The following is a 14,894-nucleotide window of genomic DNA, read 5'->3' as shown; positions in this document are numbered from 1 at the left end:
CCAAGTTCGACCTAGATTGTCAACAAAGTCGGCGCCGTCGACGGTTGATCTCTTCAGAGAAAGACCGGCCTCTTTTTCAAGCCTGAGTGCGGTGGCAGTCTCGTCCCAGCGTCGTCGGCCAGAAGATTCTCGATCTTGTGACAGCGGAGTTATTCGACCGAGCTCTGAGTCACTAATTCCGAAGGGATAAAATTCTTCGATCAGCGATTCTTGTGTCCGCAGCCGGCGAAATGGATCGCGGGGCGGCATGTTGTCGCCGAATTTTGCGCGCAGAAGCTCGGCGTAGCGCGCGTCCGCCTCTCGGATGTCGCTCTCATTGCGTTCGATGCGATGTTCGATGTTTTCCGGATCGATGAGAGTTTGCTGGGGTCGCCAGTCTGGATCGAGTTCTTGCACGCGCGTCATCGCTCGTGCGGCGCGCTCCGCCGAGATTGTCTCTCTTGCGAGCTGCGCCGGCGTGGCGCCGGCTCCACCCCCGACGCGCCGGTCTTGCACGCGCGTGATGGGGTTGGCGGCGTCGCTCGCCACTCTCGGGTCTATGTTCGCCGCAGTCTGGACTTGGTCCTCCGCATCCCGCCGCCGCGCGCGATCATCTCGCGCGCCTCTAGACCCACCTCCCGAATCTCCGCCGCCTCCGCCGCTCGTCCATTGCCCGGCGCCGGAATTTCCCGCCGGGACGCGCGGCTGATTCGGGCTGTAGCGGCGCTCCAGCGCGAGATCGCGTTTGGCGAAGAGCGCTTCTTTCGGCGCCGGGCCATAGCCCAGCGCCTCGCGCTGTTCGTCGAGCGTGAGGAAAGCCGCCTTGCCGACGCGCTCCCATTCGGCGGCGCGCTCGCTCGCCAGCGCCTCGAGACGGTCGGCGTTATAGTCGAGGCGGAAAGCGCCGAAGCCCGGCTGCAGCCAGGCCTGAAAACTCTTCTGCACGCGCGCGACGAGCGGCAGCACGGTCTGGCGCCAGAAGGCGCGATTGGCCTCGGCATAATTACTGAACGTGTTGTCGCCGGGAAGACCCAACAGCAGCGGCGGCACGCCGAAGGCGAGCGCGATCTCGCGCGCCGCGCCCGCCTTCGACTCGGTGAAATCCATGTCCTTTGGCGAAAGCGACAGCGCCTTCCAGTCGAGCCCGCCTTCGAGCAGCAGCGGCCTTCCGGCGTTGGTCGCGCCGGAGAAATTCTCCTCCAGCTCTTCTTTCAGCCTCGAGAACTGCTCGTCGGTGAGATGCGCGCCTTCCGGCCCCGCATAGACCAGCGCGCCGGAAGGCCGCGCCGAATTGTCGAGCAGCGCCTTGTTCCAGAAACTCGCGGCGTTATGCGTGTCGAGCGCCACTTGCGCGGCGGCGAGCGGCGGAAAGCCGTAATAATCATCGAGCGGGTTGAAGAATTTGATGTGCAGGATCGGCTCGACGCCTTCGCCGCGCATCTCATAGCGCGCTTCCTGTCCGAGCGCGCGATAGATGAAGGCGGCGGGCCAGCCGTTGCGTCCCGCCTCGATGCTCATGCGGTCGGGCCGCAGCGCATAGAGTTCGCGCAGCTCCTCGTCGATGACGACCGATTCGATATAGGCGTTGCCGTAAAGCAGCAGATTGGCGCAGATCGCCTCGATGAAGGAGGCGCTGGTGTCGAGCGGGTTGGGCCGCTCGATGAGAGAGAGGAGCGGATGGTCGATCGCTTCGTCGCGGCCCTCATAGATAAGCCAGGGAACGGAGGCGGCGGCTTCCGCCACCATGCGCACGCAGCGATGACATACAGCGTTGCGCTCATAGCCTTCGCGCGTCAGCACCGTCGAATTGCGCGCGCTCCAATGCGGCTGTCCGAGCGCATGCATGGCGAGGAGCTTCGCCGCGCGCGAATATTTGGTTTCGCGCGGCGGCGCGACCGCGCCGATGAGGCGCGAGAAGAGAGAGGGCATGAAAGGTCCTTGAGAGAAACGTTCGATGGGGCGCGCGTTCACCCTCCCCTTGATGGGGAGGGTCGAACCGCGAAGCGGTTCGGGGTGGGGTGACCAATGGAAACGATAAGGAACCCACCCCACCCCGCGACTTCGTCGCGACCCTCCCCGTCGAGGGGAGGGTGGGATGCGCCCTTTCACACTCTTCGCATGCGCGGCTCGGGCGCCTTCGGCGTCAGCGCCAGCGCGGTGATCGCCCAGACCAGCGCGTCGAGCCGGTCGGGACTGCGGCCCGACGAAAGCCCGTCGGCGCCGAAGTCGCACATCTCGTCTTCGAGCGCCGGAAAGGCGCCGACATGTTTGACGCGGCCTTGTTCGTAAAGCTGCGCGACCGGCGCGGCGCGCAAATATTTGCCGCGCGTCGCCCGCGCCATCGTCACCGGCGCCGACGGATCGGCTTCGTTCAGCACGGCGCGCACCATTTCGCCGCCCTGATTGACCTCGGCGACAAGCGCGTCGGCGGAAAGCTTGTGATAGAGCGCGATCGCCGCGCGCGCCCATTGCGCCGGCCGCGCCGCCGACAAAGTCGCGTCGGCGAGCACGTAGAGCATGCCTGCCTGTTCAATCCCTGCCGCCACGATCCCGCAATTGTCGGCGCGCTTGCCCGAACTCGCCGGCGGATCGACGGCGACGACGATGCGCCTCAAGGGCGGCGCGTCATGGACGCGGGCGCGCTCCAGCATGTCGCGCGTCCACAACGCGTCCTTGCGCTCGTCGAGCATCTCGCCATCGAGCTCCTGACGCCCCAATCGCGTGCCGGCATATTGCGCGACGACGCTTTCCAGAAACGACGGCGCAAGATTGGCGGCGTTCTCGCGCGTCAAGGCGCGCGTCACGACGCTCGCCGGATGGGCGATCAGCTCTTTCAACAGCGGCAGCGGACGCGGGGTCGTCGTCACCAGCTGACGCGGCCAGTCGCCAAGACGCAGGCCAAATTGCAGCATGTCCCATGTCTCCTTGGCGTAGCGCCATTTGGCGAGTTCGTCGCACCAGGCGGCGTGAAACTGCGGCCCGCGCAGGCTTTCCGGATCTTCCGCCGAAAACGCCTGCGCCACGGCGCCCGAGTCCCAGACGACACGCTTTCGCGTTGTCTCCCAGCGCGGCCGCTCCCGCGGCGAATGCACGGCGAGCAGGCCGGAGACGCCCTCGACCATGACTTCGCGCACGTCGGCCGCCGTCTCGCCGACAAGCGCGATGCGGCCGAGTGGGCGGAGCGAAAATTGCGCGCGTCCGAGCGCCAGCGCTTTCACCCATTCGGCGCCGGCGCGCGTCTTGCCCGCGCCGCGTCCGCCGAGGATCAGCCAGGTCCGCCACGGTGCGCCGCTCGCGGCCAAGTGCGGCGGCCATTGATCGCGCCGCGCGACGAATTCCCACTCGTCGAGAAGCCGCGCCAGTTCTCTCGCGCTCAGACCTTCGAGCGCCTCATTCAGTCGGCCCTGCGCCGCGCAGTCGTTCAAGCCGTCGAGCAAGCTCCGCGCGGAGTTCGGCCAATTCGCGGGGCGGGGCGTCGCCGTCTCGCTCGCTCGCGGCTTCATCGCTGTCATCGTTTGCGTCGTTCTCTCTATCCTCGCTCTCGCGCCGCATGCGCTTCAATTCGGCGAGCGTTTTGACGAGGCTTGCGAGCGTGCGGGCGCTCGCCTCAATGGTCTTTGGCGCATGTTTGGCGAGGGCGGCTTCGGCGCGGGCGAATTCCTGTTCGACCGCGTCTTCGAGCCGCGCGATGAGTCGCCCCGCGTCTCGCGGTTTCTTCGCCGGCGGCGTTTCGTCCGTCGCTTTTCTGCGCGGCGCGCAGGCGGAGGCGCGCAGCGGCCAGCCGTGAATTTCGCGAAAGCGGCGGAACCGCCCGACGCTCATGCCGAGCAGTTCGAGAATTTCGCCGATGGGCGTGACGCCCGAGTCGTAGAGAAGCTTCGCCTGCGCGATTTTTTCATCGCTGGGCGGGACGGATTTGGCTCGCATCTGCGAGTCTCCGGGAAGAGCTGTTGGTTCTGAGTTTGATTTACTCAAGTGACTTGGGTGTCATTCCCGACAGGCCGCAGGCCTGATCGGGAATCCAGAGTCGCCCCTGGATTTCTCATCACGCTTCGCGCGTCGGGAATGACAACCGGGGATGCATCGATCGCAATGCTGAAATCCTTCTGAAATAGAAACGCCAACTTATTTTCAATGGGGATTGCTGCTCGGTGTCATTCCCGACAGGCCGAAGGCCTGATCGGGAATCCAGAGCAACGACGTGAACGATTGGCTTTTCTGGATTCCCGATCGCTTCGCTGAAGCGAAGCGTCGGGAATGACAGTCGTTGGAAGCATCGACGATGGAGAAGAACTATTCCGTCTATATGCTCGCGAGTGCGCGAAATGGCATTCTTTATGTCGGCGTGACCAATGATCTGGCCCGGTGAATTTACGAGCATAAGTCGAAACAGGTCCGAGGCTTCACGTCGCGACACAAGGTCGACATGCTCGTTTGGTATGAAACATACAATGACGTGAACGAAGCGATTGCGCGCGAGAAAAGCAGTTGAAAAAATGGGAGCGACGCAGGAAGCTCGCATTGATCGAGACGGTCAATCCGACATGGCGAGACCTCTACTTCGACCTCAACAACTGATCATTTCGCGTGTCATTCCCGACAGGCCGCAGGCCTGATCGGGAATCCAGAGTCACAATGAGCGTGTCTGATGTCGCCCCTGGATTCCCGATCGCGCTCCGCGCGTCGGGAATGACAGCCGGGAGTCTGAGGAGTCAGTTTTCAACAACGCTCCAAAAAAAATCCCCTCGGCTCAAGACGCAAGGCGGCTCGAAGCGCGAGGGGATCAGGCGGGCGCGGGGGAACGGGAGGAGAGGACGCCGCGCCGGTAAACTCGTTCGCGCCGCTCAAGCGCAATTTTGGAGCATGGCGCTTTTCTATAGGACCATCGTCCGGCTGTCAAGGAATAAATACCTACATAAAGAAAAATCTCAGACGCTCGTCACCACCGCGCCTTCTTCGGCCAGCGCTTCGGCCACAGCCGGATGAAGTCCGGCAGATCGTCGGTTTCGACGTCGTCCTCGCCGGCCTCGATCCGGCCGCGCGCCGACACGCCGGCGCGAGAGACGCTTTCAGGATCGCCGGAGATCAGCGGATGCCAGGGCGGCAGCGGCTTGCCCTGATGGCGCAGCACATAGGCGCAGGTCGGCGGCAGCCAGGGAATGCCCACTAGCTTTTCCAGCGTGAGCCGCACGCAGTCCGGCACATAGCGGCGTCGCCGCGGATAGTCGCCGCAGCGGCAGCTCTGCTGGTCGAGCAATTTGCAGGCGACGCTCGTGTGGTGAATCGCGCCCGTGTCCTCGTCTTCAAGCTTCACCAGGCAGCAGCGGCCGCAGCCGTCGCACAGCTGCTCCCACTCGTCGCGGGTCAAGGCCGAAAGCGGCTTTTCCCAGAACGGCGTCTCGGTCGGCGCGGCCTCGACCGGGAGGGCGCGCCGCGCGCGCTCGACGCTTTTGAACCCCGTCCCGTTCTCCGGATTCGCGCGGCTCCAGCCGCCTGCAGCGTGATCTGGGGCATTTTCGCCTTTTTTTAACGCCATCCTTCTCTTTCGACTTGCGCTTTGCGCGACAGAAACCATAACGCAGTGTGGGTCGCGCGGACTGTCGTCAAGATGGTTTAAAAAGTGTTAAAGTCCAAGCAGCGCCGGTAAGTTTTGCCGGCCGCGGGAGGCATTTGAGCTGTGTTGGAGCGTTTCCAGGCTTCTGCTTTCGCCAAGCGCTTGCGGCGCATCCTGCTCGCGATCGATGCGCGCATCGATTCCGCCATGTATCAGAGCGGACGGCGCGCCCGCGAGATCTATGAGGATTTTTCGACCTTCATGGAACGGTTCCATGTCTCGGGCCTTGCCCGGGTCGGCGTGGAGCTCTCTTGCGAGGCGCTGACGCTTGGCCTGGGCGCCGGCATCGTCGCCATGGCGCTCGCGTCCTCGGCCTTCCAGATGACCAGCGACGAGAACTGGCTCAAGCAGACCGACCTCGCCGTCACCTTCCTCGATCGCTATGGCGCGGAAGTCGGCCAGCGCGGCATCAAACATGACGACGCCGTGCCGCTCGATCAATATCCTGATTATCTTATCAAGGCGGTGCTGGCGACGGAAGACCGCCGCTTCTACGAACATTTCGGCATCGACGTGATCGGCACGCTGCGGGCGCTCACCGTCAATGCGCGGTCATCGGGCGTGGTGCAGGGCGGCTCCTCCATCAGCCAGCAGCTCGCCAAGAATCTTTTCCTGTCGAATGAGCGCACCATCACCCGCAAGATCAATGAGGCGTTTCTGGCGCTGTGGCTCGAGCACCATCTGACCAAGCGCGAAATCCTCAAGCTTTATCTCGATCGCGTCTATATGGGCGGCGGCGCCTTCGGCATTCAGGCGGCGGCCGAATTCTATTTCGGCAAGTCGGTCAAAGACGTCACGCTCTCCGAGGCGGCGATGCTCGCGGGCCTGTTCAAGGCGCCGACGAAATATGCCCCGCACGTCAATCTGCCGGCGGCGCGCGCGCGCGCCAATGACGTCTTGAACAATCTTGTCGACTCCGGCTTCATGACCGATAGCCAGATCATCGCGGCGCAGCGCAGTCCGGCGACGCCGATCGACCGCGCCCGCGAGACGAGCCCCGACTGGTATCTCGATTACGCCTATGGCGAAATCCGCAAGTTCGCGCAGGAAGGCAAGCTCGGCGACAATCGCGTGCTCAGCGTGCGCACCACGCTCGATTCCAACGTCCAGAAGCGCGCCGAAGACGTTATCGAAACCAATTTGCGCGAGCAGGGCCGCAGCTTCCATGTCAAGCAGAGCGCCGCGGTTGTGATGGAGCCGGACGGCGCCGTGCGCGCCATCGTCGGCGGACGGGATTATGGCGCAAGCCAGTTCAATCGCGCGACCGACGCCGCACGCCAGCCGGGCTCTTCCTTCAAGCCCTACGTCTATCTCACGGCGCTGATGACCGGCCGTTTCAAGCCGACGACTATCGTCACCGACCGGCCGACCTGCATCGGCAATTACTGCGTCCATAATTACAGCGGCGGCTATGCCGGCTCCATGCCGCTCGCCATGGCGCTGGCGAAATCCTTGAACACGGTCGCCATTCAACTGTCGCAGGCGATCGGCAAGGGCGATTCACGCATCGGCCGCGCCAAAATCATTGAAACCTGCCGGCGGCTCGGCATCACCACGCCGCTGGAAGACACGCCTTCGCTTCCGGTCGGACAGAGCGACGTGATCCTGCTCGAACATTCGGCGGGCTATGGGGCTTTCGTCAACGGCGGCAAAAAGGTCACGCCTTACGCCGCCGTCGAGATCCGCAATCGGCAGGGCGATCTGCTCTATCGCCACGACCGCGACGCGCCGCCGCAAGCGCAGGCGGTGCCGCTCGACAAGGTCGTCGAACTCGCCGGCATGATGAAGAAGGTCGTCGAGGAAGGCACCGGCAAGCGCGCGCAGCTCGGCGAGGGCATCGACGTGATCGGCAAGACCGGCACCACAAATGGCTATAAGGACGCCTGGTTCTGCGGCTATTCCGGAACGATGGGCGGCTGCGTCTGGTACGGCAATGACGACAACGCCCCGATGAACAACATGACCGGCGGCACGCTGCCGGCAGGCACCTGGCACGACATCATGGCCTATGCGCATCAGGGCGCGATCCTCAAGCCCATCGTCGGCTTGAAGCCGGATCCCAAGGGCGCGACAGCCGCGGTGAACGCCAATGTCGTCAAGCCGCTCGAACTTGGCGCGCCGCAGCGTCCCGCGACCCTGTCCAAGGGCGCGATGCAGGCGCTGGAATCGCTTCAAACGAAGATCAAGGCGGTCGGCGGCGACAAGCAGAGCGCGCTCGAGGCGCCTGAACCCGCCGCATCCGACGCTGTGCGGCGCGAGGCGCAGCGCGCCGGCGGCGCGGCCGTCGGCGTCATCCGTTAGCGGCGGGAGCGCACCCTTGGACCTCAAGCCCTACGCAAATTATCTGCGCGCCGGCTCGGCGATGCTCGCCGGCGTCGGCATCGGCCTGTTTGCGACCGTCCTGTCGCTCAACGCCGGCTATGGCTTCAATTCTCTGCGCGCCGGCCCCTGGAAGGCCTGGCCGCATATCGGCGGCGCCGACATCGACCCTTATGCGCGGGCGGTCATCTCGCGTTCTGGAGAAGCGCCGCTCGGCCGCGATCAGGGACTGGCCTTCATCGCCCGCGCCGACACCAATGGCGCGCCGCTCAGCGCCGACTGCGAATATCGCATTGTCGATCCCTTGCCGGCGGCGCGCTTCTGGACGATCGCGCTGGCGAGTCCCGACGGTAGGCTGCTCGCCAATCCCACCGAGCGCTACGGCTATTCCTCGGTCGACGTTCTGCGCAAGGAGGGCGGCGCCTTCGAGATCGACGTGGCGCGCGAGGCGCGACCCGGCAATTGGCTGTCGCCGGGAGAGTCGAAAGGCTTCGTCGTCATGCTGCGGCTCTATGATACGCCGCTCGACATCGAGTCGGCTCCAGATCCAAATTCCTTTCCTAAAATCGTGAAACTCGGATGCGCCTGAACATTCCCGATCGCTATCTCGACCTTCTGCCGTGGCTGTTCGCGACGCTGCTCGTCGCGGGGATCGTGCATGTCGTTTCGGTGCTGCTGATGCCGACCCTGGCGCCCAACGACGCGCTGGCGCGACTCGCAACCTATGTGAAGAGCGCCGCGCCGGCGGAAGGCCTGGTGATGCTGCCGCAGATGGCGCCCGGCGCCGAGACGCTGCCCTTCGAGGACCCGGCCTTCGCCGAGGCGGTCTGCGTCTATGATCTCGCCAAGGGTCCGCTGCGGGTCAAGACGAGCGTCGACGGCGAAGATTTTCTCGGGCTTTCCTTTCACGCCAACGCCGGCCGCATCTATCATTCGATGACCGACCGCTCGGCGATCAAGGGCAAGATCGACATCGTCGTCGGCGACGCGCGCCAGATCGATGCGCTGACGAGCGCGGATGAGGGCGACGCGCCGCCGCCGCAGGAAGTGCGGCTCACGGCGCCGGCGAAGCGCGGCTTCATTCTGATCCGCTCCCTGGCCAAGCGCGCCTCCGATCAGGAGCGCGCGCGCAGCCGGCTGAGCGCGATCAGCTGCCAGCGTTTCGACCTGCCGCAGGGGTAGCGCGGTTTCCCCAGCTTATTGGCGACCGGCTTTCGGTCGCCAGCCCTAAAGACGCGCCGTCAGGCAGGCATCCGCTTGTCGTATTCCTTCTGCAGCTGGCTCCAGCCTTCCCAGAATGGCGCCGGCTGCTTGCCTGTCGCTCGGGCGACCAGGATGTCGAGGTGCATGTGCCAGCCGGCTCCGACCTTCAACAGGGTTGCGCGGTCGGGCAGACGTCGATGGATCACGGTCAGCAGGACATGATCGCCCCTGGGCTCGAGCTCGAAGGAAACGTCGCCGCTGCCTTGCCATGTGAAGGCGAGCTTGCGGGGCGGATCGACCTCGGTGATGCGGCTTTGCATCCGGTGCTCGTCGCCAAAGTCGGGCGGCCGCTGGCCAGGCGGATCACTCAGTTCGTCGTTGCGCCAGAGGAACTCGAAGGGCGCGCCGACCTTCATCTCCATCGGCCCCGCCGCCAGCCATTTGCGGCGCAGTTCGCTCTCCGTGAGATAGGCCCATACACGCTCTATGGGGCCGGGGAGAAGGCGCTCGATCGTCAAGGTGGCGGGCTCGGTAAGCGCGCCATAAGCATTTGGCGTTGCGAGATCGGTCATGAGTCGTCTCCTTTGCGGGCGTCGGAACGGCGTGTGTCCTCCGTCAGGAGGAGGCCTTCGAGCGCATCCAGACGGTCTGTCCAAAAGCGCGCGTAGAAATTCAGCCACTCGTGGGCGCTGGCGAGCGGACCAGGAGCGAGGCGGCAGATATGGGCGCGGCCGCGCACTTCGCGCCGGATCAGCCCTGCATTCTCAAGCGCCTTGACGTGCTTCGAGGCGGCTGCGAGCGACATCGCGAAAGGTTCCGCAAGCTGGCCGACGGTTCGTTCGCCCTTGGCGAGATCGCGAAGCATCCGCCGGCGCGTGGCGTCGCCGAGCGCGTGAAAGACGGCGTCGAGTTGAGGCGCTTCTAATTCAACCATATGGTTGAATATATCGGCTCATCTACGATTGTCAACCAATTGGTTGAATGAAGGGGTGTGGGCGCTTTTTCAATTGCTTTGGTCGATTTTCGATGATGGCGGGCGCCATATTGCGAGGAACGCGGCGATGCGGAAGCGATCCAGACTTATTGTGGCGCAACTGAATTGCTTCGCCTGCGGCGCGCAATGACGACTCACATTATCGTGTCATTCTCGACAGGCCGAAGGCCTGAGCGGGAACGAGCGGCTTAAGATTTCAGGGAACGGCGGCGCATCATGCAGGCGGCAGCTGAAATTGCATCAGAGACTCGGCGCATGCGCGGACGAAAGCCCAAGGCGCCTCAATATTACGAATTCGACGCAGCGCTCAATGTGCGGCCGCCCTTCTTCAAGCTTGCGAATGAAGCGCGGTTGCAGGAATGCGGTTCGCTGCTTGCTGAGCCTGGCTGGCCGGATGGTTATGCGCGGCTGCCGCGTCACCCCTGGCGCCTTCCGGACTATCGCGAGTCGCCGCTGCTTGTGTTCGACAAGAAGTTTGGTCGCCCGGCGCGCGACGTCGAAAACTTCGGCGGACTGTGGTTTGTCACAACCGCGATGAAAGCCTTTCTGGAGCGCGTCGATCCGGAGGCCTGCGATTATCGCAAATGCGACACTGTTTGGTCCTCGGGAGAAGCGGGGCCGGAATATTGGCTCTGTTCGGTCACCCGGCTGCTTTTCGGATGGGACGTGATCGACTTGGAAAAATCCAGGAAAATGACGGTCGTCATCGAGCCGGATGGCTTTCCTTCATATCCGTCGACGGGCGGTTATCCCTTTATCCATCTCAAGTCCGAAGCGGTCGGCTCTGCTCACCTCTTTCGCATCGTCGGCTTCGGCCAAGCGATCTTTTGCGACCAGACTCTCAAGGACGCCTACAAAGAGGCGGGCATAAAGGGCGGCAATTTTCTAAAGATCGGCGTCGATCATTGGTAAGTGAACGCGTCTATTTCAGTCAGATTGCGGCGTCATTCCCGACAGGCCGAAGGCCTGATCGGGAATCCAGAGGCGACGCCACGCACGATTGGTTTTTTTCTGGATTCCCGATCGCGCTTCGCGCGTCGGGAATGACAGCGTAAAGGCGTCGCGTCGGAAACGACATTGGGCGATATCTCATCGCCTCTCAAGAGGCGGCAGGCTGTGAAGCGCATTGACAACGACTGCACCATTTCGCCGGAGCAAACCATGAGCGGCGATAGTCGCCCGCGCGGGCTTCACATGAGCCTATCCGCCTTTGCCAGCTTTTTCGCGGGGAGTCGCATCCGCTCCGCTCCGTTCACATCACTACTTTCCGGCATTTCGATTCATCAGTTTGCGGGCTGGCTTATTGGCCCTCTCGCAATCGTCGCTGCGTTTTTTTGGGTGGCGAACCATATCGGCGGCAATGTCTTCGCGGTGAAAACCGAGAAGACCGACTGCGTCCCTAACGAACGCTTCGTCAATGATCCGGATGGGCGTCGTTTTCTCGAACTGCGCTGGTTGATGGACCCGCCGGGCTGGCGCGTCCGCCTGCGTGTGCCGGCTGAATATGTGACATGGGCCGATGTCGGGTGCGTGCCCGCCTTGGGGCGCGGATATCCAGATCCGAACTATCGGGACGTCTATGTACATGGATTCAGCATCGGCGTCGATCTGCCGGATTTCACGGTCCTACAACCGACCGATCGACACATCCGACGTCGAGGGCTCGATACAACAAAGATGGTTGTGAGCGTGAGATCCCAAGCAAAAGTTCAGGGTAAGGAGGCTGAAAAGGTTCGAGTAATTGAAAAAAATTTCTATGACACAAAGCGGATTTCACTTGATCCGGAGTACGTGCTTTTGAAGTCCAGTCATCTGACGGTTGGTCCGAAGCCGGACAAGTTCAATTTGAAGCGCGTCGGCGTCATCGGAGATATGAGCCGCTACAAGACCGAGGTCGGTGGGGGTGAGGCCGTCGATTTCTTTTATGTCGACAGAAAACCGATCGATCTATGGTTCGAGTGTCAGGCGGAAGAAATCAAGGATCACACGGAAGATTCGGGATGGGATCGTCGCCCAGAATGCCAGATGTTTTTTCGCTGTGCGCGCCTCGACGCCCGGATTGAGGCCGACTTCCCGCGAATATTCATGCCGATGTGGCCGCAGATCAAATCGAAGCTGGAACGGCTTTTGGACACGTTCGAAATCGGCGAACTGAATGACGGACAATTGTGATGACGGCGCAGGACATGCGCCTCACCGCGCGCGCATTCTGTGGAAAAATACGACGCTTGCCGCTGCGCGCATGGCGGAAGAGCGCAGCAGCAGATTGAACGCCGCGTCGCTTTGAAAATTGTCATAGCTCCAGCGCAGCGTCCGCTTTAAGCGAAAACGTGGATAGGAATCGGGCAGCCATTGCGCTGGATCAGCCTTGCGTCCGTTGAGAAAATCCGCGATGGCGACGCCGGCGGCGCGTCCATGACGCAACGCCGTATGAATGCCGCCGGCCGTGACGGGTGAAACCATGCCGGCGGCGTCGCCGACAAGCAGCGCGCGCGGAGCCGCGAGCGGCGAAACGAGACCGCCGCAAGGAATGAGCCCAGCCCGCACATTCGTCGGCGCGCAATCACGAAAATCGGCGATGGGCGCGATCTTTTTCAAAAATGCCGTCATCGCGGTCTTCGCTTCGGCGATCCCGCCGACGCCACTCCTTCGCGCGAGACCGACTTGCGTCACGCCGACGCCGGCGATGATCCAGCCGATGTAGCCCGGCGCGAGGCGCTTATCGATGAAGCAATGCAGCCGATCGCTCGCGTCGAAATCGACGCCTTCATACTCATGTTCCACGCCGAAAATAAACTGACGATTCTCGCCAAGCGAGAGCGTCTTCGCGACATGCGACTTCGGGCCGTCGGCGCCGACGAGATAGCAGGCTTCCGCGCCGTCCGGCAGCGCATAGCCATTCGCCTGCGCCGTCGCTTTGGTGAACGGCGCGCCATATTGAAGGCGCACGCCGGCCGCCTGGCAACGACGCGCGAGCAGGCGCATCAGCTCCGGCGTGTCGGTTGCAAGAAAATAATAGCCCGGCGCGGAAAGATCGATGCAGCGCATATCGGGCGCATAGAGCCGCACGCCTTCAACGCGTCGCGTGATGTGTTTTGGCAGCGGCCCGAGCCAATCGATCTCGTCCACCGCCTCGCGTACGAGAATGCCCGTCGTATGCGGCTTTTCGCCGGGCTCGGATTTGCGTTCGATAATGGTTGTGGCGACGCCGCGTTCCGCGAGCGCATGAGCGCAGGCCAGTCCAGAAAAACTGGCGCCGACAATGACGACCGGAGCCGGCAAGTTCAGTTGCTGTCGCTGGGCAGACCCGGGATCGGCAGAATCTCGATTCCCTCTTCGAGCAGCGCCTTCGCTTCTTCGAATGTGGCGCGGCCGCGGATGGCGCGACGTTCCGTTTCGCCGTCCTCCATGGCGCGTGCTTCCTCGGGGAAGCGGTCGCCGACGTCTTCGGTATGCGCGACCACCGTGTCGTGGAGTTCGCGCAGCTTCACGCGCAGATCATGCGCCGCGTCGTCGCGCGGCTTGGCGATATGGGGCGCCATGACGTCGCGCGTAATCTTCGTCGAGTCGCAGAAGGGGCAGGCGATCTGTCCTTCGGCCGCCTGTTTTTCAAATCCTGCGCTGTCGCGAAACCAGCTGTCGAAGCTGTGGCCGGCGTCGCAGATGAGGGAGTAGCGGATCATGGCGTCGCTCCATCGGCGAGGAGCGCGTCGAGCTTTCCCTCGCCTTCGAGCGCGTGAAGCTCGTCGCAGCCGCCGATGTGCTTGTCGTCGATGAAGATCTGCGGGACGGTCGAGCGGCCATTGGCGCGCTGGGTCATGCGGCGGCGTCCGAGCGGGTCCCACGCCACCGAGATCTCTTCAAAGGCGGCGCCCTTTTGCGTCAGCAGCCGTTTCGCTGCGAGGCAATAGGGGCAGGTCGGCGTTGTGTAGATTTCGATGCGGGGGGCCATGGCGCGCTTATACGCCTGCGCCTAGGCGCTTGTCACGGCCCGCGCGAAGACGAGGAGATCGACGCGCGCCGCGCCCGCCTTGAGCAAAGCGCGAGTCGCGGCGTTGGCGGTCGCCCCCGTGGTCAGCACATCGTCCACCAGCACCACATTGCGCCCGTGGATGGCGTCCGCCCGCTCCGGGTCGACGCGAAAGGCGCCGGAGAGATTGGCGGCGCGCTGCGCCCGCGTCAGCCCCACCTGCGGCGCCGTCGGCTTGACGCGCTGCAGCGCCATGGTCTCCGCCGGCACGGCGCTCTCGCGCGCGATCGACTGCGCCAGGGCCGCCGACTGGTTGAACCGCCGCGCCAAAATCCGCAGCCGGTGCAAGGGGATGGGGACGATCACGTCGGCGTCGGCGAGGAGTTCGGCGCCGGCCCGCGCCATCCAGCGGCCCATCGGCTCGGCGAGCTCCAGCCGATCGTAATATTTCAGCCGGTGCGCCAAAGCGCGGGCCTTGTCGCTGTCGTAGCGCGCGACGGCCCTGGCGCGGCCGAAGGCGGGCGGGTTGGCGGCAGCTTCCAGCGAGATCAGCCCCGGTTGCGCCAGGTCGCGCTCGAACGGCGTGCCGAGCCGCTCGCAATAGGGGCGCTCGATGAAGGCGATGTCGCGCCAGCACTCGGCGCAGATCGCGCCATGAGCGGCGACCGCCCTTCGGCAGACGAGGCAGGAGGGCGGATAGATGAGGTCGAGGAGCGCATGTCCCGCCCGCGCCAGGGGTCGAAGCAGGCCCTCCTTCACGAGCCGCGTCATGGCCGAAATCCGCTAAAATGAATCTGCGCGCGCGCTTCGCTCGA

At 63.6% G+C, this 14,894-nt stretch carries 15 protein-coding genes and 1 pseudogene; 6 read left to right on the top strand and 10 right to left on the bottom strand.

What is annotated here, in order from left to right:
* Positions 1 to 750: 750 nt before the first annotated feature.
* From IYY11_RS13520 to IYY11_RS13510, 3 genes and pseudogenes are all read right to left on the bottom strand, one after another.
* A pseudogene (locus IYY11_RS13520) lies at positions 751 to 1,908 on the bottom strand (phage portal protein); the annotation flags it as partial.
* 176 nt (positions 1,909 to 2,084) lie between these two features.
* Complete coding sequence (locus IYY11_RS13515; RefSeq protein WP_409455258.1) at positions 2,085 to 3,416, bottom strand: DNA-packaging protein; 1,332 nt, start codon at positions 3,414 to 3,416, stop codon at positions 2,085 to 2,087.
* On the bottom strand, positions 3,370 to 3,906 hold the full coding sequence (locus tag IYY11_RS13510) for a hypothetical protein (RefSeq protein ID WP_196404328.1): 537 nt from the start codon (positions 3,904 to 3,906) through the stop codon (positions 3,370 to 3,372). The genes IYY11_RS13515 and IYY11_RS13510 overlap by 47 nt, the downstream gene beginning before the upstream one ends.
* Before the next feature lie 355 nt (positions 3,907 to 4,261).
* Here IYY11_RS13510 and IYY11_RS23870 point away from each other — a divergent pair, with 355 nt between their 5' ends.
* Positions 4,262 to 4,348, top strand: a complete 87-nt coding sequence (locus tag IYY11_RS23870; protein WP_409455259.1) for a GIY-YIG nuclease family protein — start codon at positions 4,262 to 4,264, stop codon at positions 4,346 to 4,348.
* A 570-nt stretch (positions 4,349 to 4,918) separates the two neighbouring features.
* On the opposite strand, the gene IYY11_RS13505 is transcribed toward IYY11_RS23870, so the two are convergent.
* Positions 4,919 to 5,515, bottom strand: coding sequence for a YcgN family cysteine cluster protein (locus tag IYY11_RS13505; protein ID WP_196404327.1), 597 nt, complete (start codon positions 5,513 to 5,515; stop codon positions 4,919 to 4,921).
* A gap of 141 nt (positions 5,516 to 5,656) precedes the next feature.
* On the opposite strand from IYY11_RS13505, the gene IYY11_RS13500 reads away from it, so the two are divergent.
* From IYY11_RS13500 to IYY11_RS13490, 3 genes are read left to right on the top strand one after another with little or no spacing between them, the layout of a single operon-like run.
* Positions 5,657 to 7,894 (top strand): transglycosylase domain-containing protein, encoded by a 2,238-nt coding sequence (locus tag IYY11_RS13500; protein ID WP_196404326.1) that lies wholly within the window; start codon positions 5,657 to 5,659, stop codon positions 7,892 to 7,894.
* A gap of 16 nt (positions 7,895 to 7,910) precedes the next feature.
* Entirely contained in the window at positions 7,911 to 8,501 is a 591-nt protein-coding gene (locus IYY11_RS13495) for a DUF1214 domain-containing protein (protein WP_196404325.1), read from the top strand.
* Positions 8,492 to 9,094: a hypothetical protein gene (locus IYY11_RS13490; protein ID WP_196404324.1), complete on the top strand. Its 603-nt coding sequence runs from the start codon at positions 8,492 to 8,494 to the stop codon at positions 9,092 to 9,094. The genes IYY11_RS13495 and IYY11_RS13490 overlap by 10 nt, the downstream gene beginning before the upstream one ends.
* Positions 9,095 to 9,153: 59 nt before the next feature.
* Here IYY11_RS13490 and IYY11_RS13485 read toward each other — a convergent pair whose 3' ends face one another.
* Both IYY11_RS13485 and IYY11_RS13480 read right to left on the bottom strand, forming a co-directional pair.
* Positions 9,154 to 9,687, bottom strand: coding sequence for an SRPBCC family protein (locus tag IYY11_RS13485; protein WP_196404323.1), 534 nt, complete (start codon positions 9,685 to 9,687; stop codon positions 9,154 to 9,156).
* Positions 9,684 to 10,049 carry an ArsR/SmtB family transcription factor gene (locus IYY11_RS13480; RefSeq protein WP_196404322.1) on the bottom strand — a complete coding sequence of 122 codons (366 nt, stop codon included), beginning with the start codon at positions 10,047 to 10,049 and terminating at the stop codon, positions 9,684 to 9,686. Before IYY11_RS13480 ends, IYY11_RS13485 begins: the two co-directional genes overlap by 4 nt.
* Positions 10,050 to 10,325: 276 nt before the next feature.
* Here IYY11_RS13480 and IYY11_RS13475 point away from each other — a divergent pair, with 276 nt between their 5' ends.
* A complete protein-coding gene (locus IYY11_RS13475; protein WP_210331354.1) occupies positions 10,326 to 11,021 on the top strand; it encodes an imm11 family protein in 696 nt (231 codons plus the stop codon).
* Between the two features lie 204 nt (positions 11,022 to 11,225).
* Entirely contained in the window at positions 11,226 to 12,281 is a 1,056-nt protein-coding gene (locus IYY11_RS13470; protein ID WP_196404320.1) for a hypothetical protein, read from the top strand.
* Positions 12,282 to 12,302: 21 nt separating this feature from the next.
* On the opposite strand, the gene IYY11_RS13465 is transcribed toward IYY11_RS13470, so the two are convergent.
* The 4 genes from IYY11_RS13465 to IYY11_RS13450 are packed head-to-tail and all read right to left on the bottom strand — an operon-like array spanning position 12,303 to position 14,850.
* Complete coding sequence (locus IYY11_RS13465; RefSeq protein WP_196404319.1) at positions 12,303 to 13,391, bottom strand: NAD(P)/FAD-dependent oxidoreductase; 1,089 nt, start codon at positions 13,389 to 13,391, stop codon at positions 12,303 to 12,305.
* 2 nt (positions 13,392 to 13,393) lie between these two features.
* Complete coding sequence (locus tag IYY11_RS13460; RefSeq protein ID WP_029648334.1) at positions 13,394 to 13,792, bottom strand: DUF1178 family protein; 399 nt, start codon at positions 13,790 to 13,792, stop codon at positions 13,394 to 13,396.
* Positions 13,789 to 14,061 carry a glutaredoxin 3 gene (grxC, locus tag IYY11_RS13455; RefSeq protein WP_196404318.1) on the bottom strand — a complete coding sequence of 91 codons (273 nt, stop codon included), beginning with the start codon at positions 14,059 to 14,061 and terminating at the stop codon, positions 13,789 to 13,791. The genes IYY11_RS13460 and grxC overlap by 4 nt, the downstream gene beginning before the upstream one ends.
* Before the next feature lie 21 nt (positions 14,062 to 14,082).
* Positions 14,083 to 14,850, bottom strand: coding sequence for a ComF family protein (locus tag IYY11_RS13450; RefSeq protein ID WP_196404317.1), 768 nt, complete (start codon positions 14,848 to 14,850; stop codon positions 14,083 to 14,085).
* Positions 14,851 to 14,894 lie beyond the last annotated feature (44 nt).

The sequence above is a fragment of the Methylocystis sp. H62 genome (assembly GCF_015709515.1).
Lineage (GTDB): Bacteria > Pseudomonadota > Alphaproteobacteria > Rhizobiales > Beijerinckiaceae > Methylocystis.
Note: the sequence above shows the minus strand (reverse complement) of the source record. Positions and strands in the feature narration are given on the sequence as shown.

Excerpts from the sequence above, each read along its gene's own strand:
- IYY11_RS13490 (WP_196404324.1), top strand. The coding sequence starts at position 8,492 with ATGCGCCTGAACATTCCCGATCGCTATCTCGACCTTCTGCCGTGGCTG.
- IYY11_RS13485 (WP_196404323.1), bottom strand. The coding sequence starts at position 9,687 with ATGACCGATCTCGCAACGCCAAATGCTTATGGCGCGCTTACCGAGCCC.
- IYY11_RS13480 (WP_196404322.1), bottom strand. The coding sequence starts at position 10,049 with ATGGTTGAATTAGAAGCGCCTCAACTCGACGCCGTCTTTCACGCGCTC.
- IYY11_RS13505 (WP_196404327.1), bottom strand. The coding sequence starts at position 5,515 with ATGGCGTTAAAAAAAGGCGAAAATGCCCCAGATCACGCTGCAGGCGGC.
- IYY11_RS13450 (WP_196404317.1), bottom strand. The coding sequence starts at position 14,850 with ATGACGCGGCTCGTGAAGGAGGGCCTGCTTCGACCCCTGGCGCGGGCG.
- IYY11_RS13460 (WP_029648334.1), bottom strand. The coding sequence starts at position 13,792 with ATGATCCGCTACTCCCTCATCTGCGACGCCGGCCACAGCTTCGACAGC.
- IYY11_RS23870 (WP_409455259.1), top strand. The coding sequence starts at position 4,262 with ATGGAGAAGAACTATTCCGTCTATATGCTCGCGAGTGCGCGAAATGGC.
- grxC (WP_196404318.1), bottom strand. The coding sequence starts at position 14,061 with ATGGCCCCCCGCATCGAAATCTACACAACGCCGACCTGCCCCTATTGC.
- IYY11_RS13475 (WP_210331354.1), top strand. The coding sequence starts at position 10,326 with ATGCAGGCGGCAGCTGAAATTGCATCAGAGACTCGGCGCATGCGCGGA.
- IYY11_RS13510 (WP_196404328.1), bottom strand. The coding sequence starts at position 3,906 with ATGCGAGCCAAATCCGTCCCGCCCAGCGATGAAAAAATCGCGCAGGCG.